Origin of the sequence: Kaistia dalseonensis, from assembly GCF_030814715.1 — a bacterium.
Taxonomy (GTDB): domain Bacteria; phylum Pseudomonadota; class Alphaproteobacteria; order Rhizobiales; family Kaistiaceae; genus Kaistia; species Kaistia dalseonensis.
Genome location: NZ_JAUSVO010000005.1, coordinates 106,788 through 129,093, shown reverse-complemented (window position 1 = coordinate 129,093; position 22,306 = coordinate 106,788). Strand labels below are relative to the sequence as shown.

Sequence of the window (22,306 nt, the reverse complement as noted above, 5' to 3'; positions counted from 1 at the left end):
ACGGCTGAGTTCAGCGCGGACCGATCTCGGTGCCTTCCACGATCGTCACGACCGTATCGGCGCCGGAAATGCCGAAATCATTGTCGTTGATCATGAAGAGCTTGCCATCGGCCGTGAGCGCCAGGCCTTCGATCTTGGCGGGATAGCGGACGGCGGCGCCTTCGAGCGAGGACGCGACGAGACGCTCGGTCTTGGCGACCGGCACGATCTCGGTGCCCTTGAGGTCGTTCGACTGCTCCAGCGTCGGGCTGGTTGCCGCGTCATCCCATTTGGTACCGAGGATATTGGTCGCGCCGGCGAGGTCGATCTCGAACAGCTTGGCGATCTGGTCGGTGCGCTCGTCGACGAGGAAGTGCTCGTGGCCCAGCGCCGTCATTTCGCTGATGCGCAGGTCCGACGGCTTCTTGGCGTCGGTCGCGCCGAGCGCGGCGAAGCCGGCGAAATCGCCGAGTTGGTAGACATATTCGGCAACCGGGGTCAGCGTCGTGGCGCCGCTGGCGTCTTTGCCGATCTCGAGCTTGAACAGGCGCGTATTGAGCGCCTTGCCATAGGCCTTGCTGTCGGGGTTATCGAGCGGGTTCTGCACCATGGTGTAGAGGTATTTGCCGTCATCGGAGACGCTGAGCGATTCAAGCCCGCGGTTCGAATGACGCTTGGCGAGGATCGCCGGGAAGGCGCCGGAGACCGGATAATCGGCCGTGGCGAAATCCATCTCGGTGCCGGCCGGCACGAAGCGGCGCACGATCGTGCCGTCGGGGCTGATCTCGACGATGCCGGTCGCATTCTCCTCGGCGACGAAGAAGCGGCCATCGGCGAGCCGCACGAGGCCTTCGGCGTCGATCGAATTGATGTTCTGCTTGAGCGGCTGGCCATTGCCGTCGCGCGGCTTCTCGGTCGTCGCGACGGTGAGCGGATTGGTCAGGCCGACGATCGGCGCGCCCTTGGGCGTCTTCAGCGGCAGCGTGTCGGTGACCGTGAAGGTCTTCGCGGCCGGATCGAGCTTGACGGTATAGATCGAGAGCACGTCATCGGGGCGCGGATAGAGGCGGCCGGCGCCGGCCTTGATCCCTTCAACGGCGGGGCAGGCGGCTTCAGCGTCGAGGCCGAGCACGTCCTTGGCATCGTCGCAGGTGAAGTTCGCGCCACGATCCGAGATCGTATAGAACGTGTCGGCCGGGCCTGCCGGATCGCGGAAGGCGGCCGAGCCAATGCCGACCGTCAGGTGCAGCGGCTTGGCGCCGGGCAGCGTCGACTGGAAGGCGCCGAGATCCAGGGCCGGCTGGCCGGCGGCCTGGGTGAACGTCGTGATCGTCTCGGCGTAGGCCGTTCCGGCCGCGAGGATCGCGGCGGTCGCGAGGAGAATTCGGCGCATGGTATCCCTCCGGTGCAGGCTTGATATGGCTGGCGAATAGTCCCCACGCGTGACAGCCGCGTGACGCACCGGTGCGCTTGTTCACCGAATGTTCTTTGCCTGCCGGGGCAATTGCGCTAGGCCTTTTCGATGGCAAGCACGATTCGCATTCTCGGCATCGATCCCGGCCTCAGGCGCACGGGCTGGGGTCTCATCGAGAGCCGCGGCAACAACCTCTCCTTTGTCGCCGCCGGCACCGTCAGGGCTCCGCTGGATGGCGAGATGGCGCATCGCCTCGTCGTGCTGCACAAGGGGCTGACGGAGATCGTGCGCGGCTTCGAGCCGGAGGAGGCCGCAGTCGAGCAGACCTTCGTCAACAAGGACGCGTCCTCGACGCTGAAGCTCGGCCAGGCGCGCGGCATCGCGCTCCTGGTGCCGGCGCTGGCGGGCATATCGGTCGCCGAATATTCACCCAACTCGGTCAAGAAGACGATCGTCGGCGCCGGCCATGCGTCGAAGGAGCAGATCCGCATGATGGTGAGCGTGCTGCTCCCCAAGGCGCAATTCGATTCCGACGATTCCGCCGACGCCCTGGCGATCGCGATCTGCCATGCGCATCATCGTGTTTCGATCGCCCGGATGAAGGCGTTGAGCGCATAGTACCTGACACCAACGACGCTTGCGGGCGTTCTTCAAATGTTCTATTCTTTACTTTGAAAAGTAAAGAATGGAGTTGATCGTGCGGATCAGTTCGAAGGGGCAGGTCACGGTGCCGAAGGTACTGCGTGACAAAGTCGGTCTGCGGCCCGGCGGCGAAATCGATTTTGGCTTCGAGAACGGTGTCATCACCTTGCGGCCTGCGCCGGAGGAAAAGCGGACTCAGCCGACGCGCGGTCAGCGAATGGTTGCGGCTCTCAAAGGGAGCGCGACGGCAAATCGTGGGATGTCAACGGATGAACTGATGAGGCTGCTTCGCGGCGATGATTGATACGCTCGCGGACACCAGCATTATTCTCGACGTCGTCGAAGCGGATCAGACCTGGTTCGAATGGTCGTCGCAGCAGTTGGCCGCGGCGGCCGATCGCGGAAAGATTATTCTCAATCAGATCGTCTATGCGGAGCTGGCGGTCGGTTTTTCAAGTCTGGCCGACCTCGAAGCCGCGCTGGCTCCCTGGCCTTTCGAGCGAGAGAGTTTGCCGTTTGATGCCGCGTTCCTGGCCGGTTTTGCCTATCTCGAATATCGCAGGCGCGGTGGCGCCAAGACCTCGCCGCTGCCTGATTTCTTCATTGGGGCGCACGCTGCCGTCCAGGGGTACAAACTGTTGACCCGCGATCGTGGCTACTACGCGTCTTACTTCCCCACCATCGATATCGTCTCGCCTGGGAAACAACCATGATCGGTAAGCTCAAGGGCATCATCGATTCCTACGGCGATGATTGGGTCATCATCGATGTCGGCGGCGTTGGCTATCAGGTTCATTGCTCGACGCGGACGCTGCAGGCGCTGCCGCAGCCCGGCGAGGCAGCGCAGCTTGCGATCGAGACCTATGTCCGCGAGGACATGATCAAGCTGTTCGGCTTCGGCGCCGATGTCGAGCGCGAGTGGTTCCGCTTGCTGATGACCGTGCAGGGCATCGGCTCCAAGGTGGCGCTCGCGATCCTCGGCGTGCTGAAGCCGGCCGATCTCGCCAATGCGATCGCCCTGCAGGACAAGGCCCAGATTGCGCGGGCGCCCGGCGTCGGGCCGAAGGTCGCCGCGCGCGTGGTCGCCGAACTGCGCGACAAGGCGCCGGCCTTCTCCTCGGTCGATCCGGCCGTGATCAGCCTCCAGACGGATCTGGCCGAGAAGCGGGCGCCGCTTCCGATCGCCGATGCCGTCTCGGCGCTCGTCAATCTCGGCTACCAGCAGATCCAGGCCAATGCCGCGGTCGCCGCCGCCGCACGTAGTGCAGGCGAGGACGCCACGACCGAGATGCTGATCCGCCTCGGCCTCAAGGAACTCGCACGATGAGCAGCCCCTCGGACCAGCGGCTCGTCTCGGCGCATGTCGACGAAGACGATAATGACCGCACGCTCCGGCCGCAGGTGCTGGCCGATTTCGTCGGTCAGGCACAGGCCCGCGCCAATCTCTCGGTGTTCATCGAGGCCGCCCGCAGCCGCAAGGAGGCGCTCGATCACGTCCTCTTCGTCGGTCCGCCCGGCCTCGGCAAGACGACGCTGGCGCAGATCGTCTCGCGCGAACTCGGCGTCAATTTCCGCGCGACCTCGGGCCCCGTCATCGCCAAGGCGGGCGATCTCGCGGCGCTCCTCACCAATCTCGAAGAGCGCGACGTCCTCTTCATCGACGAAATCCACCGCCTTAGTCCTGCCGTGGAAGAAATCCTCTATCCCGCCATGGAGGATTTCCAGCTCGACCTGATCATCGGTGACGGACCGGCGGCGCGATCGGTCAAGATCGACCTCGCCAAGTTCACGCTGGTGGCCGCGACGACGCGCCTCGGCCTGCTGACGACGCCGCTGCGCGATCGTTTCGGCATTCCCGTCCGCCTGCAATTCTACACCGTGCCCGAGCTCGAGCACATCGTGACGCGCGGCGCGCGGATCATGGGTATCGGCATGACGGCCGATGGCGCGGCCGAGATCGCGCGGCGCTCGCGTGGCACGCCGCGTATTGCGAGCCGCCTGCTGCGCCGCGTGCGCGATTTTGCCCTGGTCGAAGGGCCGGGCACGATCAACCGCGAGGTCGCCGACGGGGCGCTTCTTCGCCTCGAAGTCGATTCCATGGGCTTCGATTCCCTCGATCGGCGCTATATGTCGACCATCGCGCTCTCATTCGGCGGCGGCCCGGTCGGTATCGAGACCATTGCAGCCGCCTTGTCCGAGCCGCGCGACGCGATCGAGGAGATCGTCGAGCCCTATCTGATCCAGCAGGGCTTCGTGCAGCGCACACCGCGCGGCCGTCTGCTCACGCCGCATGCCTTCCGCCATCTCGGCCTCGCCGTGCCCGAGAGCAGCGTGGTTCCGATGCCGCTTTTCGACAGTGAGACCGACTGAGACATGACCGACCACGCCCATCTTTCCGGACGGCACACGTCCGAGGGCCATATCCTGCCGGTCCGCATCTATTTCGAGGATACGGACTTCACCGGCGTCGTCTATCACGCCTCCTACATCCGCTTTCTGGAGCGTGGGCGGACGGATTATGTCCGCCTGCTCGGCGTGCATCACAAGGCGCTCGATGCGGGCGAGATGGGCGAGCCGATCGCCTTTGCCGTCGCGCGGCTCGAAATCGACTTCAAGCGGCCGGCGCGAATCGACGACATCGTCGAGGTCGTGACCCGTCCGAAGGAAATTCGCGGTGCCCGGATCATTCTGTCGCAGTCGATCCGCCGGGGCTCCGAATTGATCGTCCAGGCGGTCGTGACCGTGGTGCTCGTCAACCGAGAAGGCCGCCCGCAGCGCATTCCTGACGAGATGGCGGAGCGTTTTGCTGCAGCGCCCAAAATAACGATTGATTAACCATGCGATCACTATAAAGGAACGTCCCGGAAGCAGCGGAAAAGGCTAGTAAACGCCCTCATTTCGACAAATTTGAAGGCGAGACAGCCAGCCGGAATATCGTGTCCGGCCCGATGCTTGCAGGGACGTGTTCCATGGCAGGGATCAGCATTGGCTGCGGGTCCCGTCCTCGCATGCGAGATCGCTCCGCGAGGTTCAAACCCGAGAGGTTCGAAGCGAATGAATCCGGTCGACGTGGGCCAGGCAGCGCTCGACGCGCCCGCCGCCAGCCTGTCCCTCATCGCCATGTTCCTTCAGGCGCATATCGTCGTGAAGTTCGTGATGCTGGGGCTCGTGCTGGCGTCGATCTGGAGCTGGGCGATCATCGTCGACAAGGTCCTTCTCTATGGCCGCGTGAAGCGCCAGATGGACCGGTTCGAGAAGGTGTTCTGGTCCGGGCAATCGCTCGAGGAGCTGTATCGCTCGCTGTCGAGCCGGCCCGCCTCTGCGATGGCGGCGCTGTTCGTGGCCGCGATGCGGGAGTGGAAGCGTTCCTATGAGGCTGGTGCGCGCTCGCCGATGGGCTTGCAGATGCGCATCGACAAGGTGCTCGAGGTCACGATTGCCCGCGAGACGGAGCGGCTCGAAAGCCGTCTGCTCTTCCTGGCGACCGTCGGCTCCGCCGGCCCCTTCATCGGCCTCTTCGGTACGGTCTGGGGCATCATGACGGCGTTCCAGGGCATTGCGGCATCCAAGAATACGTCGCTGGCCGTCGTGGCGCCGGGTATCGCCGAGGCGCTGATGGCGACAGCGCTTGGCCTTTGCGCCGCCATTCCCGCCGTTATCGCCTACAACAAGCTGGCCAGTTCTTCGGGCAAGATCAGCTCGCGGCTCGAAGGCTTCGCCGATGAGTTCTCGGCCATCCTGTCGCGTCAGATCGACGAGAGGGCCTGATTCATGGGCATGTCGGTCGGCGGCGGGGGAGGACGAGGCGGTGGCCGGCGGCGGCGTCGCCGTTCGACCCACGTCATGAGCGAGATCAACGTCACGCCGTTCGTCGACGTGATCCTGGTGCTCCTGATCATCTTCATGGTGTCGGCGCCGTTGCTGACGGCTGGCGTGCCGATCAACCTGCCGGAGAGCCAGGCCAAGGCGCTTTCCGCCGACAAGGATCCGATCTCGATCACGGTCGATTCGGCCGGCAAGGTGTTCCTGCAGGATACCGAGATCACCCAGGACGAACTCATTCCCAAGCTGAAGGCCATCGCCACGACCGGCTATGACGAGCGCATCTTCGTGCGCGGCGACAAGAGCAGCAATTACGGCGCGATCATGGGTGTGATGGGCGCCATCTCGAATGCTGGCTATCGCAATATCGGACTGGTCACGATCGACGCCTCGGGCAGTTGAGCGGATATGCGCGCCGGGCTCATCACTTCGATCATCGCCCACCTCCTGCTTCTCGCCTGGGGGCTCTTCGTGTTGCCCGACACGAAGCCCTTCGACGTGAGCACGGCGGAGGCGCTGCCGGTCGAGCTGGTGCCGCTTTCCGAGGTCACGAGTGTCCAGAAGGGCAAGAAGACCGCCGAGGTGAAGCCGACGCCGTCGCCCAACAAACCGACCGAGAAGGATACGCCGGCCCCCAAGCCGACGCCCGCGCCGCCCAAGCCGACACCTGCCACCCCGCCGCCGCCGAAATCCGAGCCGACGCCGCCTGCGCCGCCGACGGATCCGACCCCGCCTGCGCCGACCCCACCCGCGCCGCAGCCTGATCCGACGCCGCCCCCGCCGCCGACCCCGGAACCTGCCAAGGCCGAACCTGCCCCGACGCCTCCGCCGGAGCCGACGCCCGAGCCGGCACCCGCTCCAACGCCTGAACCGCCCAAGGCCGCCGAGGCGACGCCGACCCCTGCGGCCCCGGCACCGAAGCCGCGCGTGAAGCCGAAGCCGCCGGTGCAGACCGCTCAGGCGCCGAAGCCCCCGGCCGCGCAGCAGCCGACGCAGAGCACGACCGATTCGAAGTTCGATCCGGACAAGATTGCCGCACTGCTCGATCGTTCGCAGCCTGCAGGCGCAACGGCGGCGAGCCAGAATCCGGAAGCCTTCGGCGCGGAAGAGGCCCGCAATCCGACCCAGATGATGACGCAGAGCGAGCTCGACGCGCTTCGTTCGCAGGTTCAGCGCTGCTGGAACATCCCGGTCGGCTGGACGGACCCGCGCCAGGTCACCGTCACGCTACGCTTCAAGCTCAATCAGGACGGCACCGTGAACGGAACGCCGTCGGTCGAGCAATATCCTGCCAGCCAGTATGGTACGGTCGCCGCCGAGAGCGCCGTCCGCGCCGTGCTGCAATGCGGCCCCTATCAGCTGCCCGCCGAGAAATACGACCAGTGGAGCGAAGTCCAGATGCGGTTCAGCCCGCAGGGATAATGCAACGCGCCACCTCGCTGCCGTTATCGTCGGCGATAACCGATCGAGATCGAGACGTTTTGTTGAACAGGAACTCCAAGATGACGGTTCACGCCACCGATGAGCGCTCCGTGTCGCGTCGCCTGTCGCGGCCAGCACTCGGCGCGCTGGCCTTCCTTGCCGCGGTCTTTGCGATCAGCGTGCCTTTCGTTCAGAAGGCCGAGGCGCTGATCGAGCTCGACGTGACACAGGGCAATGTCCAGCCGCTGCCGATCGCGATTCCCCCCTTCATCGGTGGATCGCCTGAGGATGCCCAGCTCGCGGCCGACGTATCCGGCGTGATCGCGGCCGACCTGAAGCGGTCCGGCCTGTTCCTGCCGGTCGATCCCGCCTCGTTCATCGAGAAGATCACCAGCGCCGACCAGACACCGGTGTTCCAGAACTGGACCGTGATCAACGCGCAGGCGCTGGTCACCGGCGGTGTCTCGCGCCAGCCGGATGGCAGGCTGCGCGCCGAGTTCCGCCTCTGGGACATCTATGCCGGCCAGCAGATGGCGGGCCAGCAGTTCTACACCAGCCCCGACAATTGGCGCCGTGTCGCCCATATCATCGCTGATGCGATCTACGAGCGGCTGACAGGCGAGCAGGGCTATTTCGATACGCGTGTCGTCTATGTCGACGAGAGCGGTCCTAAGGACAAGCGCATCAAGCGCCTCGCCATCATGGACCAGGATGGCTTCAACTCGCGCTATCTGACCCGCGGCAACGATCTCGTGCTGACGCCGCGCTTCAATCCTTCGGCGCAGGAAATCGTCTACATGTCCTATGGCAAGGACCAGCCGAGCGTCTACCTGCTCAATATCGAGACGGGGCAGCGCGAACTGGTCGGCAATTTCCCCGGCATGACCTTCGCCCCGCGCTTCTCGCCCGATGGCCAGCGCATCGTGATGAGCCTCGAGGACCAGGGCAACGCCAATATCTACCAGATGGACCTGCGCTCGAAGCGCACGACGCGGCTGACCAATTCGGCCTCGATCGACACCAGCCCGTCCTTCTCGCCGGACGGATCGCGCATTGTCTTCACCTCCGATCGCGGCGGTGGCCAGCAGCTCTACGTCATGGGCGCCGATGGCTCGAACCCGACCCGCATTTCGTTTGGCCAGGGCTCCTATTCGACCCCGGTCTGGTCGCCGCGCGGCGATCTGATCGCGTTCACGCGCCAGTCGGGCTCCGGTTTCGCGATCGGCGTGATGAAGCCGGACGGCTCGGGCGAGCGCATCCTGACCGAGGGCTATCACAATGAAGGCCCGACCTGGGCCCCGAACGGCCGCGTGCTGATGTTCTTCCGCGATACGCAAGGCGCGACGGGCGGCCCGCAGCTCTGGTCGATCGACCTGACCGGCTATAACGAGTTCCGCGTGCCGACGCCGGCCTTCGCTTCCGATCCGGCCTGGTCGTCGCTGATCAATTGAGGGCGAGGGCGCCGTCCGGGCCGTCGGTCCCGTGCCGTCGGCACGGACCGATCCCGCTTCGGCGCCGTCCGCCTCGAGCCGCGTTATCCATGTGGAGGCAAGCGGCAGCCTCGGTTTTCATGTGTTTCGTTGCGTCACGCGTTTCGGGGTTAATCCTCCATTAACCACGTTGTTGAACCCGTATTTAACCAAGCGACCGCTAAAAACGGTCCCATGTCCGAGTATGGTGGACAAGGAGTTATCTTGATGATTCAGATTAGATCGATGTCCCACGGTGCCAAGCTCGTGGTCTTTCTCGGCGCCGCGCTCATGCTCGCTGCCTGCGCGAACAAGCCGGGCGGTCCGGAAGGCGCCGGCGCCGGTCTCGGTTCGGCCACGCCGGGCAGCGCCCAGGATTTCGTCGTCAATGTCGGCGACCGCGTCTTCTTCGATACCGACCAGACCGAGGTTTCGGCCCAGGGCCGCGTGACGCTCGACAAGCAGGCGCAGTGGCTGCAGCAATATGCGCGCTATACCGTCACGATCGAAGGCCATGCCGACGAGCGCGGCACGCGCGAATACAACATCGCGCTCGGCGCCCGCCGCGCCACCAACGTGAAGAACTATCTCGTCTCGCGTGGCATCAATCCGAACCGCATCCGCACCATCTCCTACGGCAAGGAGCGTCCGGTCGCGGTCTGCAACGACATCTCGTGCTGGTCGCAGAACCGCCGCGCGGTGACGGTGCTCAACAACGCACAGTAATCGGCGGTCCACCATACGGATCGGCGAAACGGCGGCCTTCGGGCCGCCGTTTCCGTTTCGGCGCCCCAATTTGGCCGAACTCGAACCGGCCTGATAGGATCATGAGCGCGGGATGCGAGCCATGGCCCGCCGCCCGCGCAGGGCCCGCATGAATGGACGGACCGATGACAAACCTATTTGCGAGGACCGGACTGGCCGCCATCGTCGCGACCATGATGCTCGCGACGCCGGCCCATGCCGGACTGTTCGACGTATTCAAGCGCAATCCCGATGCGACTCAGCCCGGTCCGACGCCGCCCGGTGGCCTCGCCGATCCCTCGGGCGCGACCGACGGCAATCCGGTCCGGGCGCAATCGAGCTCCGCCGATGCGCAGGCGGCGCTGCGCATGGACCGCATGGAGCAGCAATTGCGCACGCTGACCGGCCAGGTCGAGGAACTAACCTACCAGGTCAAGCAGTTGCAGCAGCAATTGCAGCTTCAGCCGGGCGCTGGTGCCGGAAAGCGCTCGGCCGCGCCGCCCGCCGCTGTCGCGCCGCGCCCAAGCCCGGCAACGCCTCCGACCGCGCAGGCGGCGCCCGCCGCCACGGATCCGATCAGCCAGCAGATCGGCGCGAACGCCGGCGCCCCGATGGACGCCGACGGCGGCACCGGCCTCGGCGCCCCGCCGCAGAATCTCGGCCAGCTCGCCGTTCCGCCCGGAGGCCCGCCGCCGATCGACCTGTCGTCGGCAGCGACCGCGGGCGGTGCCGCCGCCATCGCGCCGCCGCCCGCGACGGGCAATTCGCGCGCTGATTATGACGCGGCCTATGATCTGGTGCTGAAGGGCGATTATGACGTCGCTGAAACGTCGTTCCGTCGCTTCCTCGCCTCCTATCCGTCGGATCCGCTCGCGGCCGATGCGCAATACTGGCTCGGCGAGAGCCTCTATGCCCGGCAGGACTATCGCGGCTCGGCCGATGCCTTCCTCGCCGGCTACAAGCAATATCCGAAGAGCGGCAAGGCGCCGGACATGCTGCTGAAACTTGGCCTGTCGCTATCGGGGCTCGGCCAGCGCGAGGCTGCCTGCGCAACCTATTCCGAGATTCTGAAGCAATATCCGAAGAGTTCGAACGCGCTTGTCCAGCGCGTCAAAGCCGAACAGGCCAGTGCCAGCTGCTGACACCCCGCTTCCGATCGCCGATGCGGCGCTGGACGATATCTTCGCGCCGCTTCTTGGTGCGCGGCGGATTGCGCTCGCGGTTTCCGGCGGTGCCGACTCGCTGGCGCTGACGCTGCTTGCCCGGCGCTGGCAGGCTATCGCCCCCGACCGGCCGGGCCTGATCGTCCTGACCGTAGATCACGGTCTGAGGGCCGAATCCGGCGCTGAAGCCGAGATGGTTGGCGAGATCGCCGGGCGGCTCGGGCTGCCCTTCAAAGGGCTCCACTGGAAGGGCCCTTATCCCGATGCCGATCTGGAGGCGGCGGCCCGGGCGGCACGTTATGCGTTGCTGGTGGAGGCGGCGCATGCGGAAGGAGCCGACCACCTCGTCACCGCCCATCATCGTGACGATCAGGCCGAGACCGTGCTGATGCGGCTTGCGCGCGGCTCCGGCGTCTATGGCCTGGCGGGCATGGCGGCGACCGTGGATCGCGGCGGCATCCGCCTCGCGCGGCCCTTGCTCGGCCTCGACCGCGCCACCTTGGCCGCGATCGTCAAGGCGGCAGGACTGCACCCGGTCGATGATCCGCACAATCGCGATGCGCGGTTCAGCCGGGCCAGGCTGCGCGCGCTGATGCCACAGCTCGCCGCCGAAGGGCTGGACGCGCAGACACTGGCTGCAACGGCCGGCCGGCTCGGCCGCGCGGCGGCGGCGATCGATCATTATGTCGGCCGCCTGCTCGGCGCTTCGGCGAGAATCGACGAAAGCGGCGCGGTTCGGCTGGACGAGGCCGCCTGGCGCGCCGAGCCGGAGGAGACGCGGCTGCGCGCGCTCGCTCGCATCCTCCGCGCCGTCGGCGGTTCGGCCTATGTGCCGCGGCTCGAGCGCCTTGCCGCGCTGGAGCTTGCCATGAACGAGACGCCTGACGGGCGCTTTGCCCGAACGCTCGCCGGCGTTCTCGTTGATCGGCGCAAGGGCGCCTTCCGCTTCCAGCGCGAAAGCGGCCGCGACGGCCTGCCCGAAATCAGGGTCGTGGACCGGTTCGACGGCGTCTGGGATGGCCGCTTCCGCATTTCGCTTCGGGTCGGGCAGGGGAGCGAGGTTGTCATCGGCGCGCTCGGCCCGGCGGGGCGGCGGACGCTCGCCGTCTGCGTGCCGGAAGGGCAGCCAAGGGCCATCGAGGCGCTTCCCGCGATCCGTCGCGCAGGGCGGATCATCGCCGTGCCAGGCCTCGGAATCATGCCGGATGCGGAGGCAGATATCAGCGTGCAGATCGACAATCTTGTGCGCATGAGGCTCGAAGATCCGGCCCGATATGACGATCTATGACCGTAATCTCAACCATTGCCGCATTTTATGCGCTTTCCCAACCATAGCTCATATTGGCTTGGGCGCTCGCTCCACCTATCTTAGGCAGCAACGAAGGACTCTTCTGGCCTTCCCTTGCCCCCTGAAGGGATTCTGATGAACGCGAATTTTCGCAACTTCGCAGTCTGGGTCATCATCGGCCTGCTGCTGATCGCCCTGTTCAATCTGTTCCAGAATCCGGGACCGCGCGCGGCCGGACAGGACATTGCCTATTCGCAGTTCCTGAATGACGTCGATAGCGGCCGCGTGAAGAGCGTGGTGATCGCCGGTCAGCAGATCACGGGCACCTATAGCGACAATACGAGCTTCCAGACCTTCTCGCCCAACGACGCAGAGCTGGTGAGCCGGCTCGAGGCGAAGAATGTCACGATCGCGGCCAAGCCCCCGACCGAGGCCGGCACGTCGCTGATCGGCGTTCTGATCTCCTGGTTCCCGATGTTCCTGATCCTCGCGGTCTGGATCTTCTTCATGCGCCAGATGCAGGGCGGCGCCGGCGGCAAGGCGATGGGCTTTGGCAAGTCCAAGGCCAAGCTTCTGACCGAGGCGCATGGCCGCGTCACCTTTGACGATGTCGCCGGTGTCGATGAAGCCAAGGAAGACCTGCAGGAGATTGTCGAATTCCTGCGCGACCCGCAGAAGTTCCAGCGCCTCGGCGGCCGTATTCCGCGTGGTGTGCTGCTCGTCGGCCCGCCCGGTACCGGCAAGACGCTGACGGCGCGTGCCGTCGCCGGCGAAGCCAACGTGCCCTTCTTCACCATTTCGGGTTCTGACTTCGTCGAAATGTTCGTCGGTGTCGGCGCGAGCCGCGTCCGTGACATGTTCGAGCAGGCGAAGAAGAACGCGCCTTGCATCATCTTCATCGACGAAATCGATGCGGTCGGCCGTCATCGCGGCGCCGGTCTCGGCGGCGGCAATGACGAGCGCGAGCAGACGCTGAACCAGCTCCTGGTCGAGATGGACGGCTTCGAGCAGAACGAAGGCATCATCATCATCGCCGCGACCAACCGTCCGGACGTGCTGGACCCGGCGCTGCTGCGCCCCGGCCGTTTCGATCGCCAGGTCGTCATCCCCAATCCGGATGTCGTCGGCCGCGAGAAGATCCTGAAGGTCCATGCCCGCAAGGTTCCGATGTCGCCCGACGTCGATCTCAAGGTGCTGGCACGCGGCACGCCCGGCTTCTCCGGCGCCGATCTGATGAACCTCGTCAACGAGGCGGCGCTGATGGCCGCCCGGCGCAACAAGCGCATGGTCACGATGCGCGAGTTCGAGGATTCGAAGGACAAGGTCATGATGGGCGCCGAGCGGCGGACCCTGGTCATGACCGAGGACGAAAAGCGCCTGACCGCCTATCACGAGGCCGGCCACGCCATTGTCGCCCTCAATGTTCCGGCGACCGATCCCGTCCATAAGGCGACGATCATCCCGCGCGGCCGTGCGCTTGGCATGGTCATGCAGCTTCCCGAGCGCGACAAGCTTTCGATGAGCTACGAGCAGATGACGTCGCGCCTCGCCATCATGATGGGCGGCCGCATCGCCGAGGAAATCACCTTCGGTACCGACAAGGTCACTTCGGGTGCCGCCTCGGATATCGAGCAGGCGACGCGTCTGGCGCGTGCCATGGTCACGCGCTGGGGCTTCTCGAAGGAACTCGGCACGGTTGCCTATGGCGAGAACCAGGAAGAGGTCTTCCTCGGCCATTCCGTTTCGCGGACGCAGAACATCTCGGAAGAGACGGCCCGCAAGATCGACGCCGAAGTCCGCCGCCTGGTCGAGATGGGTCTGGACGAAGCGCGCCGTATCCTGTCGGTCAAGCATGGCGATCTCGAAACCCTGGCCCAGGGCCTGCTCGAATATGAGACGCTGACGGGTGAGGAAATCCGTGGCCTGCTCGCCGGCAAGCCGCCGATCCGCGATACGGGCGACGACACGCCGCCCACGCGGCCGTCGGTCGTGCCGAATACGCGTGGGCCTCGCCCGAAGGGTGATACCGGCCTGGAGCCGCAGCCGCAGGCGTAAGCACACCTTCTTCTCATTGATCCGGGCGGGTTCTCAGGAACCCGCCCTTTTCGTTTGTGGCTGGTGCGCAAGGATAGAGCCGCCGCGTTCGCTATGATCCCGATGGCGCTTCGGCACTGCGCCGTACCGGCGGGAACTGCGATAGCGACGATTGCGGCGCGGTCCTGTTACACTCGCTCATCAATTTTGAACTGTTTCGCCGCAATGCTGGTTTATGAGTCGCCGCGCGACGGAAAGAGTGGGATCGACGCATGGCACGCAAGTTCTTCGGCACGGATGGTATTCGCGGCAAGGCCAACGCCTTTCCGATCACCCCCCAAATGGCGCTTCAGGTCGGCATTGCCGCCGGCATCGCCTTCAGGAATGGCGGCCATCGCCACCGCGTCGTGATCGGCAAGGATACGCGCCTGTCGGGCTACATGATCGAGCCGGCGCTTACGGCGGGTTTCACGGCGGCGGGTGTCGACGTCTTCCTGCTCGGCCCGATGCCGACGCCGGCCGTCGCCATGCTGACGCGCTCGCTCCGCGCCGATCTCGGCGTCATGATCTCCGCCTCGCACAACCCCTATGAAGATAACGGCATCAAGCTGTTCGGTCCCGACGGCTACAAGCTCTCGGATGAAACCGAAGCCAAGATCGAAGCGCTGATCGAGGAGGATCTCTCCGACCGGCTTGCCGCCTCGCCCGATCTCGGCCGTGCGCGCCGTATCGATGGCATGCGCGACCGCTATATCGAATTCGCCAAGCGCACCATGCCGAAGGCCTTCGACCTGACGGGCCTGCGCGTCGTCATCGATTGCGCCAATGGCGCCGCCTACAAGGTCGCGCCGGACGCGCTTTGGGAGCTCGGTGCCGAGGTCATTACCATTGGCGCCGAGCCGGACGGCTTCAACATCAATGCCGATGTCGGATCGACCGCGCCGGACGCGCTGCGCAAGAAGGTGCACGAGGTGCGCGCCGATATCGGCATCGCGCTCGATGGCGATGCCGACCGCGTCATCATCGTCGACGAGCATGGCGATGTCGTCGATGGCGACCAGCTGATGGCCGTGGTCGCGGCCTCCTGGGCCGAGGACGGCCGGCTGTCGCAGCCGGGCATCGTGGCGACCATCATGTCGAATCTCGGCCTCGAGCGCTATCTCGGCTCGATCGGCCTGTCGCTGGCCCGCACCAAGGTCGGCGACCGCTATGTCGTCGAGCATATGCGCCAGCACGGTTACAATGTCGGCGGTGAGCAGTCCGGTCATCTGATCCTGTCGGATTTCTCCACCACAGGCGACGGGCTCGTCTCGGCGCTGCAGATCCTTGCTGTCGTGCGCAAGACCGGCAAGACGGTGAGCGAGGTCTGCCGCCGCTTCGAGCCGGTGCCGCAGTTGTTGAAGAATGTCCGCTTTGCCGGCGGCAAGCCGCTTGAAAGCCCGAGTGTCCAGGCTGCGATCGCCGATGGCGAGGCGCGGCTTCTCGGTTGCGGCCGCATCGTGATCCGGCCCTCCGGCACCGAACCGCTGATCCGCGTCATGGCGGAAGGCGACGACCAGCATGTGGTCGAATCCGTCGTCAACGACATTGTCGGCGCGCTGAAGCAGGTCGCCGCATAGCACCGAGGCTGGGTGCAAGGCCGGTCGCGTCATCGCGTCCGGTCGGACCGTCAAGGCGAGGGCTCTCCTGTCCATCGGACGGGCAGGGGGGTGGCAAAGCCTCGTTCCCACTGTGAACCGGGTCGCGAATGACGAGGCCGGGTCGCGTCTGAACCGCTGCGCGGCAGGCGGAATGCCGCGTCGTGGTTAAGAACTGTAGTTAATCCACTCTTAAATCTTCAGCCTTATCAATGGCTCCAAGCTGCTTGCGGGGGCGAGCGGATGCATTGATCGGCCAGGAGATTGCCATGTCCACCTTTAACCGAATCATCCTCACGGCCGGGATGACGGCAGCCCTGATCGGGCAGGCTGCTGCAGCCGATCTGATCGAGCCGCCCTATGTTCCCCCGGTTCCGGTCGCCACGGGCGGCTGGTACCTGCGCGGCGATATCGGCTACAAGATCTACAATAGCCCCGATATCAGCTTCGTCACCTCGACCTATACCGACCCCTGGAACAATACGAGCCTCAACGATACGGGCGTTATCGGCCTCGGCGTCGGCTACCAGTTCACGGATTACTTCCGCGCCGACCTGACGGCTGATTATGAGTTCAAGGCCGGCGCCTATGGCGAGGGCTATTGCGGTGGCTGCGGCGGCGTCGGGCATACGGTCGAGACCGCCGATATCGACGCCTGGACCGTGCTGGCCAATGCCTATATCGATATCGGTTCCTGGGGCGGCTTCACGCCCTATATCGGTGGTGGCATCGGCGCGGCCTATGTCCAGACGAGCAATATATCCTACGCCAATCCCAACGGCGTGACGGGCACCTGGAACGGCGATGGCCAGTGGAACTTCGCCTGGGCGCTGATGGCCGGCGCGTCCTATGCCGTGACGCGCAATACCTCGATCGACTTCAACTACCGCTATTTGAACCTTGGCGACGCCGTATCGGGTTACGTTCCCGCCGGTGGCGGCGGCACGATCAACTATGACAATATTTCGGCCAACGAGTTCCGCGTCGGCCTGCGCTACAAGTTCTACTGATCGCGCGAAAAGGCCCGATTTCAGCTGCGCCGTGGCAACACGGCGCAGTTTTCGTTTTCGTGATCCGACTGTCGTTGACTTCCCGCAGACCCGAGCGTAGACGCATCGGCGGGACACCCCTCCCCAACGAGGGGCTGCTATCTGAGAGGATAGATCAATGGCAGAGATCGCGACTCCTGGCCGTCGGCCGGTTAACGTCAATTATTCTTCCGGCCCCTGCGCCAAGCGTCCGGGATGGACCTTCGAAGCGCTCAAGGATGCGGCTCTCGGCCGATCCCACCGGGCCAAGATCGGCAAGCAGAAACTCCAGAAGGCCATCGACCTGACGCGCGAAGTGCTCGGCGTGCCGGCGGATTACCACATCGGCATCGTGCCGGCCTCCGATACTGGCGCGGTCGAGATGGTGCTCTGGTCGATGCTCGGCGCCCGCGGCGTCGACATGCTGGCCTGGGAAAGCTTCGGCGAGGGCTGGGTTACCGATGTCGTCAAGCAGCTGAAGCTCGCCGATGTCCGCACCTTCACCGCCGATTACGGTAAGCTCCCCGATCTGAACCAGGTCGATTTCGACCGCGACGTCGTCTTCACCTGGAACGGCACCACCTCGGGTGTCCGCGTGCCGGATGGCGAGTGGATCGATGCCGACCGCAAGGGCCTGACGATCTGCGACGCGACCTCGGCCGCCTTCGCGCAGGATCTCGCCTGGGACAAGCTCGATGTCGTGACCTTCTCCTGGCAGAAGGTTCTCGGCGGCGAGGGCGCCCATGGCATGCTGATCCTGAGCCCCCGCGCCGTCGAACGGCTCGAGACCTACAAGCCGGCCTGGCCGCTGCCGAAGATCTTCCGCATGACCAAGGGCGGCAAGCTGATCGAAGGCATCTTCGTCGGCGAGACGATAAACACGCCGTCCATGATGGCGGTGGAAGATTATCTCGACGCGCTCGGCTGGGCGAAGTCGCTCGGCGGCTACAAGGGCCTCGCGGCCCGCGCCGATGCCAATCTGAAGGTCATCGCCGACTGGGTCGAGAAGACGGACTGGATCGATTTCCTTCCCGTTTCCGAGAAGACCCGCTCGAACACCTCGGTCTGCCTGATCATCACCGACCCGGCCGTCAAGAAGCTCGACGTGGACGGCCAGGCGGCCTTTGCCAAGGCGATTTCGTCGGCGCTCGACAAGGCCGGTGTTGCCTATGACATCGGTTCCTATCGCGATGCGCCGGCTGGCCTTCGCATCTGGGCCGGCGCGACCATCGAGGCGTCCGACCTCGAAATCGTGACCGAATGGCTCGATTGGGCCTTTGCGACGCAGAAGGCTGCCCTGAAGCAGGCGGCGTAAGCCTTTCGGCCGGGCGGCGCGCCCGGCCCTTTCCCGATATCAATTCAAGCGCCGGCTCTCTCCCTTCGGCGTCATCCCCGCGAAAGCGGGGACCCATCCATGAACAGGCTTCGGCTGAATGGATCCCGGGTCTCCGCTGCGCTTCGCCCGGGATGACGGCCTTTGCGAGAGGGCGGCGCAGGCCCAAGGAACCAAGTCCAATGGCACCCCGCGTTCTCATTTCCGACAAGCTCTCCAAGACCGCCGTCCAGATCTTCAAGGATCGTGGCGTCGAGGTCGACTATCAGCCGGATCTCGGCAAGGACAAGGAGAAGCTCCTCGAGATCATCGGCAATTATGATGGCCTCGCGATCCGCTCCAACACCAAGGTGACCGAGAAGGTCATCGCCGCCGCCAAGAACCTCCGCGTCATCGGCCGCGCCGGCATCGGCGTCGACAATGTCGACATCCCGGCCGCGACGGCGAAGGGCATCATCGTGATGAATACGCCCTTCGGCAATTCCATCACGACGGCGGAACACGCCATTGCGATGATCTTCGCGCTCGCCCGCCAGATCCCGGAAGCCAATGCCTCGACCCAGGCCGGCAAGTGGGAGAAGAACCGCTTCATGGGCGTCGAAGTGACGGGCAAGACGCTCGGCATCATCGGCTGCGGCAATATCGGCTCGATCGTCGCTGACCGCGCCGTCGGCCTCAAGATGCGCGTCATCGCCTTCGATCCCTTCCTCTCCGATGAGCGCGCGCTCGATCTCGGCGTGGAAAAGGTCGAGCTCGACGCGCTGTTCCGCCGGTCCGACTTCATCACCCTCCACACGCCGCTGATCGACAAGACGCGCGGCATCATCGACGCCAAGGCGATCGCGACGATGAAGGACGGCGTGCGCATCATCAATTGCGCCCGCGGCGGTCTGGTCGTCGAGGAAGACCTGGCGGAGGCGCTGAAATCCGGCAAGGTGGCGGGTGCAGGCTTCGACGTCTTCGTCGAGGAGCCGGCGACGTCGAACATCCTGTTCGGCCTGCCGAACTTCATCGCGACGCCGCATCTCGGCGCTTCCACGACGGAAGCGCAGGAGAATGTCGCGCTGCAGGTTGCCGAACAGATGGCCGACTATCTGGTCAAGGGCGCGGTATCCAACGCCCTCAACATGCCCTCCATCACCGCCGAGGAAGCCCCGCGCCTGACGCCGTTCGTCAAGCTCGCCGAACAGCTCGGCTCCTTCGCCGGCCAGCTCACCGAGACCGGCATCAAGGCGATCAAGCTCGAATATGAGGGCGATGTCGCCGGCATGAATGTTCGGGCGCTGACCGCCGCGGCGCTCGCCGCCGTGCTGCGGCCGCAGCTCCAGACCATCAACATGGTCTCGGCGCCTGCGATCGCCAGGGAACGCGGCATCGCGGTGGAAGAAGTCCGCCGCGAGCAGCAGGGCGCCTATGAGAACTATATCCGCCTGACGATCGTCACCGACAAGCAGGAGCGTTCGGTCGCCGGCACGGTCTTCGCCGACGCCAAGCCGCGCATCATCCAGATCAAGGGCATCAACATGGAGGCCGAGCTCGGCCCCCACATGCTCTATGTCACCAATAAGGACAAGCCGGGCTTCATCGGCCGCTTCGCGAGCCTGCTCGGGACGGAAGGTCTCAACATCGCGACCTTCAATCTCGGCCGCAAGGCTGCCGGTGAGGACGCGATCGCGCTGATCGAAGTCGACGAGGCGATCTCGGACAGCGTGATCGACCGCGTCAGCGCGCTCGAAGGCGTGGTGCAGGCGAAGCGCCTGAACTTCTGAACGCGTCTGGACGCAATCAATCCGAAGGGCGGCGGGCAACCGTCGCCCTTTTTGTTTCAGGCGCGACGGGCCCGTCCGAACCGCAATTGTGCCAGGCCGATTCCGCCGAGGATCAGCGCGTAGCCGACGCCGTGATACCAGCGCGGGTGCTCGCCGAGGAAAATGATCGCGATCGCCGAGCCGAACACCGGCAGCAGGTGGAAGAACGGACCGGCGCGATTGGGGCCGATCAGCTCGACGCCGCGGTTGAAGAACATGTAGGCGAGGACCGAGGGGATGAAGACGACATAGCCGACCACGGCGAAGGTCAGCGGTGTCGGCTGGATGAAGCGCCCGCCCGACATTTCCAGGAGAAAGAACGGCACGATCATCAGCGCGCCGGCGGGAATCGTGAAGCCGAGCATCGAGAGATAGTGCACCTTCGGCCGCTTCTTCAGCAGCGCCGAATAGAAGCCGTAGCAGCTGATCGCGACGAGCATGATGACGTCGCCGATATTGAGCTTCAGGTGCAGGATCACGAGCGGATCGCCACGGCAGATGATCAGCACGACGCCCAAGAGCGACAGCATGACGCCCAGGATCTGATTCGGTGTCATGCGGTCGCGAAACAGGATCAGCGACCAGACGCCGATGACCAGTGGCGCGATCGACTGCATCAGGAGGCCGTTGATCGCCTCGGTATATTGCAGCCCGTAATAGGCGAGGGTGTTATAGGCGGCGATTCCGGAGGCGGCGAGCAGCAGCATCACGGGCAGACTGCCGCGAATCGCTGGCCAGTCGCGCTTCAGATGCGGCCATGCGAGCGGCAGGATGATCGCCGAGGCGCCGATCCAGCGGATCTGCGCCAGCGCGACTGGCGGGATCTGGCCGGCGATGAAGCGCCCGAGCACCAGATTGATGGCCCAGAACAGGAATGTCAGCGCGAGCAGCAGATAGGGTCGGTTGAAGAACCAGGCGAACGCCCGTTGCAGGATTGGCATGTTGGCCTCAATGATCGTGCAGCTTGCATAGGCCAACTCGGCGCGTGGCGAAACCGTCAGGCTGTTTGCGCTGCACGTGCTGACCAGCATCCTGGGAGACGATCGCGCGATTCCGGCGGAAAGAAGCAGTTTCCGGGGGTCGCGCGGCGCAGACTCTGTCTATATAGTCCGCGCGCTTCGCCCGGGACGAGCCGGGTGGAGCCTGCCGCGCGCTTTTAGGCGGCGCGGTATCGTTAAGGTGTCGAGAAGGGCTGTATCAATGGCGAATGTGGTCGTCGTCGGATCGCAATGGGGCGACGAAGGCAAGGGCAAGATTGTCGACTGGCTTTCCGAGCGAGCCGACATCGTGGTCCGCTTCCAGGGCGGACACAATGCCGGCCATACGCTCGTCATCGACGGCGTGAGCTATAAGCTGAGCCTGCTGCCGTCGGGCGTCGTGCGCCCGGGCAAGCTGGGCGTGATCGGCAATGGCGTCGTGGTCGACCCGCATGCGCTCGTGGCCGAAATCGGCCGTCTTGCCGCGCAGGGCGTCGCCGTCTCGCCCGAGAACCTGCGCATTGCCGAGAATGCGGCGCTGATTCTCTCGCTCCACCGCGAACTCGATACCTTCCGCGAGAATTCGAATTCCGGCACGCGGATTGGAACCACCAAGCGCGGCATCGGCCCGGCCTATGAGGACAAGGTCGGCCGTCGCGCCATCCGCGTCATGGACCTCGCCGATCTCCCGGCGCTCCGCGACAAGATCGAGCGGCTGCTCGCGCACCACAATGCGCTGCGCCGCGGCCTCGGGCAGGAGGAGATCCTCGCCGAGACCCTCTATGAGGAACTCGCCTCGATCGCCGACAAGGTGCTGCCCTTCATGGATTCGGTCTGGCGGCTGCTCGACGAGCAGCGCCGCGCCGGCAAGCGCATCCTGTTCGAGGGCGCGCAGGGCGCGCTGCTTGATATCGACCATGGCACCTATCCCTTCGTGACGTCGTCCAACACCGTCGCCGGCCAGGCCGCGACCGGATCGGGCGTTGGTCCGGGCGCCGTCGGCTATGTGCTCGGCATCACCAAGGCCTATACGACACGCGTCGGCGAAGGCCCGTTTCCGACCGAGCAGGTCGGCGAGATCGGCGATTTCCTCGGCACGCGCGGCCATGAATTCGGCACGGTGACGGGGCGCAAGCGCCGTTGCGGCTGGTTCGACGCCGTGCTGGTGCGCCAGACGGTGCGCACCTCCGGCATCACCGGCATCGCGCTCACCAAGCTCGACGTGCTTGACGGCCTTGAAGAAATCAAGATTTGCGTTGGATATAGGCTTGATGGGCGCGAGATCGACTATCTGCCGGCCGCACAGGCCGCGCAGGCACGGGTCGAGCCGATCTACGAAACGCTCGAAGGCTGGAAGGACTCGACAGCCGGCGCCCGGCGTTGGAACGATCTGCCGGCTCAGGCCGTCAAATATGTTCGCCATGTCGAGGAATTGATCGGCGCGCCGGTTGCGCTACTGTCGACCAGTCCGGAACGCGACGACACGATTTTGGTGCAGGATCCATTTCAAGACTGAGCCCGTTGAAGGCGCCGGTCTGGACATGCC

The 22,306-nt window shown here is 65.0% G+C and carries 21 protein-coding genes; 19 read left to right on the top strand and 2 right to left on the bottom strand.

Going from position 1 to position 22,306, the window contains the following annotated elements; all coding sequences use genetic code 11:
• Window positions 1–10: 10 nt before the first annotated feature.
• Window positions 11–1,372: an esterase-like activity of phytase family protein gene (locus tag QO014_RS17710; RefSeq protein WP_266350069.1), complete on the bottom strand. Its 1,362-nt coding sequence runs from the start codon at window positions 1,370–1,372 to the stop codon at window positions 11–13.
• 129 nt (window positions 1,373–1,501) lie between these two features.
• Between QO014_RS17710 and ruvC the strand changes: the two genes are divergently transcribed.
• The 18 genes from ruvC (at window position 1,502) to serA (ending at window position 19,744) form a co-directional block, all read left to right on the top strand.
• Complete coding sequence (gene ruvC / locus QO014_RS17705; RefSeq protein WP_266350068.1) at window positions 1,502–2,011, top strand: crossover junction endodeoxyribonuclease RuvC; 510 nt, start codon at window positions 1,502–1,504, stop codon at window positions 2,009–2,011.
• 67 nt (window positions 2,012–2,078) lie between these two features.
• Entirely contained in the window at window positions 2,079–2,339 is a 261-nt protein-coding gene (locus QO014_RS17700; RefSeq protein WP_266350067.1) for an AbrB/MazE/SpoVT family DNA-binding domain-containing protein, read from the top strand.
• Window positions 2,332–2,748 carry a type II toxin-antitoxin system VapC family toxin gene (locus tag QO014_RS17695; protein WP_266350066.1) on the top strand — a complete coding sequence of 139 codons (417 nt, stop codon included), beginning with the start codon at window positions 2,332–2,334 and terminating at the stop codon, window positions 2,746–2,748. The genes QO014_RS17700 and QO014_RS17695 overlap by 8 nt, the downstream gene beginning before the upstream one ends.
• Window positions 2,745–3,362, top strand: a complete 618-nt coding sequence (gene ruvA / locus QO014_RS17690) for a Holliday junction branch migration protein RuvA (RefSeq protein ID WP_266350065.1) — start codon at window positions 2,745–2,747, stop codon at window positions 3,360–3,362. Before QO014_RS17695 ends, ruvA begins: the two co-directional genes overlap by 4 nt.
• Window positions 3,359–4,405: a Holliday junction branch migration DNA helicase RuvB gene (gene ruvB / locus QO014_RS17685; RefSeq protein WP_266350064.1), complete on the top strand. Its 1,047-nt coding sequence runs from the start codon at window positions 3,359–3,361 to the stop codon at window positions 4,403–4,405. The genes ruvA and ruvB overlap by 4 nt, the downstream gene beginning before the upstream one ends.
• A 3-nt stretch (window positions 4,406–4,408) precedes the next feature.
• A complete protein-coding gene (gene ybgC / locus QO014_RS17680) occupies window positions 4,409–4,870 on the top strand; it encodes a tol-pal system-associated acyl-CoA thioesterase (RefSeq protein ID WP_266350063.1) in 462 nt (153 codons plus the stop codon).
• Window positions 4,871–5,089: 219 nt separating this feature from the next.
• Window positions 5,090–5,803: a protein TolQ gene (gene tolQ, locus QO014_RS17675; protein ID WP_370877167.1), complete on the top strand. Its 714-nt coding sequence runs from the start codon at window positions 5,090–5,092 to the stop codon at window positions 5,801–5,803.
• Window positions 5,804–5,806: 3 nt separating this feature from the next.
• Entirely contained in the window at window positions 5,807–6,259 is a 453-nt protein-coding gene (gene tolR, locus QO014_RS17670) for a protein TolR (protein ID WP_266350062.1), read from the top strand.
• Between the two features lie 6 nt (window positions 6,260–6,265).
• The gene (gene tolA / locus QO014_RS17665; RefSeq protein ID WP_266350061.1) at window positions 6,266–7,279 is read left to right on the top strand and encodes a cell envelope integrity protein TolA; all 1,014 of its coding nucleotides are present in this window, start codon (window positions 6,266–6,268) and stop codon (window positions 7,277–7,279) included.
• A gap of 80 nt (window positions 7,280–7,359) precedes the next feature.
• Window positions 7,360–8,730 carry a Tol-Pal system beta propeller repeat protein TolB gene (gene tolB / locus QO014_RS17660; protein WP_266350060.1) on the top strand — a complete coding sequence of 457 codons (1,371 nt, stop codon included), beginning with the start codon at window positions 7,360–7,362 and terminating at the stop codon, window positions 8,728–8,730.
• 246 nt (window positions 8,731–8,976) lie between these two features.
• The gene (pal, locus tag QO014_RS17655) at window positions 8,977–9,474 is read left to right on the top strand and encodes a peptidoglycan-associated lipoprotein Pal (protein ID WP_266350059.1); all 498 of its coding nucleotides are present in this window, start codon (window positions 8,977–8,979) and stop codon (window positions 9,472–9,474) included.
• A gap of 164 nt (window positions 9,475–9,638) precedes the next feature.
• Window positions 9,639–10,634: a tol-pal system protein YbgF gene (ybgF, locus tag QO014_RS17650; RefSeq protein WP_266350058.1), complete on the top strand. Its 996-nt coding sequence runs from the start codon at window positions 9,639–9,641 to the stop codon at window positions 10,632–10,634.
• A complete protein-coding gene (gene tilS, locus QO014_RS17645; RefSeq protein WP_266350057.1) occupies window positions 10,621–11,943 on the top strand; it encodes a tRNA lysidine(34) synthetase TilS in 1,323 nt (440 codons plus the stop codon). The genes ybgF and tilS overlap by 14 nt, the downstream gene beginning before the upstream one ends.
• Window positions 11,944–12,078: 135 nt before the next feature.
• The gene (gene ftsH, locus QO014_RS17640) at window positions 12,079–13,998 is read left to right on the top strand and encodes an ATP-dependent zinc metalloprotease FtsH (RefSeq protein ID WP_266350056.1); all 1,920 of its coding nucleotides are present in this window, start codon (window positions 12,079–12,081) and stop codon (window positions 13,996–13,998) included.
• A 251-nt stretch (window positions 13,999–14,249) separates the two neighbouring features.
• Entirely contained in the window at window positions 14,250–15,596 is a 1,347-nt protein-coding gene (glmM, locus tag QO014_RS17635) for a phosphoglucosamine mutase (protein WP_266350055.1), read from the top strand.
• A 287-nt stretch (window positions 15,597–15,883) separates the two neighbouring features.
• Window positions 15,884–16,624 (top strand): outer membrane protein, encoded by a 741-nt coding sequence (locus QO014_RS17630; RefSeq protein ID WP_266350054.1) that lies wholly within the window; start codon window positions 15,884–15,886, stop codon window positions 16,622–16,624.
• A gap of 157 nt (window positions 16,625–16,781) precedes the next feature.
• Window positions 16,782–17,957, top strand: coding sequence for a phosphoserine transaminase (locus tag QO014_RS17625; protein WP_266350053.1), 1,176 nt, complete (start codon window positions 16,782–16,784; stop codon window positions 17,955–17,957).
• A 200-nt stretch (window positions 17,958–18,157) separates the two neighbouring features.
• A complete protein-coding gene (serA, locus tag QO014_RS17620; protein ID WP_266350052.1) occupies window positions 18,158–19,744 on the top strand; it encodes a phosphoglycerate dehydrogenase in 1,587 nt (528 codons plus the stop codon).
• A 56-nt stretch (window positions 19,745–19,800) separates the two neighbouring features.
• On the opposite strand, the gene QO014_RS17615 is transcribed toward serA, so the two are convergent.
• Complete coding sequence (locus tag QO014_RS17615; RefSeq protein ID WP_266350051.1) at window positions 19,801–20,724, bottom strand: DMT family transporter; 924 nt, start codon at window positions 20,722–20,724, stop codon at window positions 19,801–19,803.
• Between the two features lie 259 nt (window positions 20,725–20,983).
• Between QO014_RS17615 and QO014_RS17610 the strand changes: the two genes are divergently transcribed.
• On the top strand, window positions 20,984–22,276 hold the full coding sequence (locus QO014_RS17610) for an adenylosuccinate synthase (RefSeq protein ID WP_266350050.1): 1,293 nt from the start codon (window positions 20,984–20,986) through the stop codon (window positions 22,274–22,276).
• The last annotated feature ends 30 nt before the right edge of the window (window positions 22,277–22,306 follow it).

Bases quoted from the DNA above. Each gene is read 5' to 3' on its own strand.
- QO014_RS17710 (WP_266350069.1), bottom strand. From the start codon at position 1,372: ATGCGCCGAATTCTCCTCGCGACCGCCGCGATCCTCGCGGCCGGAACG.
- ruvC (WP_266350068.1), top strand. From the start codon at position 1,502: ATGGCAAGCACGATTCGCATTCTCGGCATCGATCCCGGCCTCAGGCGC.
- QO014_RS17700 (WP_266350067.1), top strand. From the start codon at position 2,079: ATGGAGTTGATCGTGCGGATCAGTTCGAAGGGGCAGGTCACGGTGCCG.
- QO014_RS17695 (WP_266350066.1), top strand. From the start codon at position 2,332: ATGATTGATACGCTCGCGGACACCAGCATTATTCTCGACGTCGTCGAA.
- ruvA (WP_266350065.1), top strand. From the start codon at position 2,745: ATGATCGGTAAGCTCAAGGGCATCATCGATTCCTACGGCGATGATTGG.
- ruvB (WP_266350064.1), top strand. From the start codon at position 3,359: ATGAGCAGCCCCTCGGACCAGCGGCTCGTCTCGGCGCATGTCGACGAA.
- ybgC (WP_266350063.1), top strand. From the start codon at position 4,409: ATGACCGACCACGCCCATCTTTCCGGACGGCACACGTCCGAGGGCCAT.
- tolQ (WP_370877167.1), top strand. From the start codon at position 5,090: ATGAATCCGGTCGACGTGGGCCAGGCAGCGCTCGACGCGCCCGCCGCC.
- tolR (WP_266350062.1), top strand. From the start codon at position 5,807: ATGGGCATGTCGGTCGGCGGCGGGGGAGGACGAGGCGGTGGCCGGCGG.
- tolA (WP_266350061.1), top strand. From the start codon at position 6,266: ATGCGCGCCGGGCTCATCACTTCGATCATCGCCCACCTCCTGCTTCTC.
- tolB (WP_266350060.1), top strand. From the start codon at position 7,360: ATGACGGTTCACGCCACCGATGAGCGCTCCGTGTCGCGTCGCCTGTCG.
- pal (WP_266350059.1), top strand. From the start codon at position 8,977: ATGATTCAGATTAGATCGATGTCCCACGGTGCCAAGCTCGTGGTCTTT.
- ybgF (WP_266350058.1), top strand. From the start codon at position 9,639: ATGACAAACCTATTTGCGAGGACCGGACTGGCCGCCATCGTCGCGACC.
- ftsH (WP_266350056.1), top strand. From the start codon at position 12,079: ATGAACGCGAATTTTCGCAACTTCGCAGTCTGGGTCATCATCGGCCTG.
- glmM (WP_266350055.1), top strand. From the start codon at position 14,250: ATGGCACGCAAGTTCTTCGGCACGGATGGTATTCGCGGCAAGGCCAAC.
- QO014_RS17630 (WP_266350054.1), top strand. From the start codon at position 15,884: ATGTCCACCTTTAACCGAATCATCCTCACGGCCGGGATGACGGCAGCC.
- QO014_RS17625 (WP_266350053.1), top strand. From the start codon at position 16,782: ATGGCAGAGATCGCGACTCCTGGCCGTCGGCCGGTTAACGTCAATTAT.
- serA (WP_266350052.1), top strand. From the start codon at position 18,158: ATGGCACCCCGCGTTCTCATTTCCGACAAGCTCTCCAAGACCGCCGTC.
- QO014_RS17615 (WP_266350051.1), bottom strand. From the start codon at position 20,724: ATGCCAATCCTGCAACGGGCGTTCGCCTGGTTCTTCAACCGACCCTAT.
- QO014_RS17610 (WP_266350050.1), top strand. From the start codon at position 20,984: ATGGCGAATGTGGTCGTCGTCGGATCGCAATGGGGCGACGAAGGCAAG.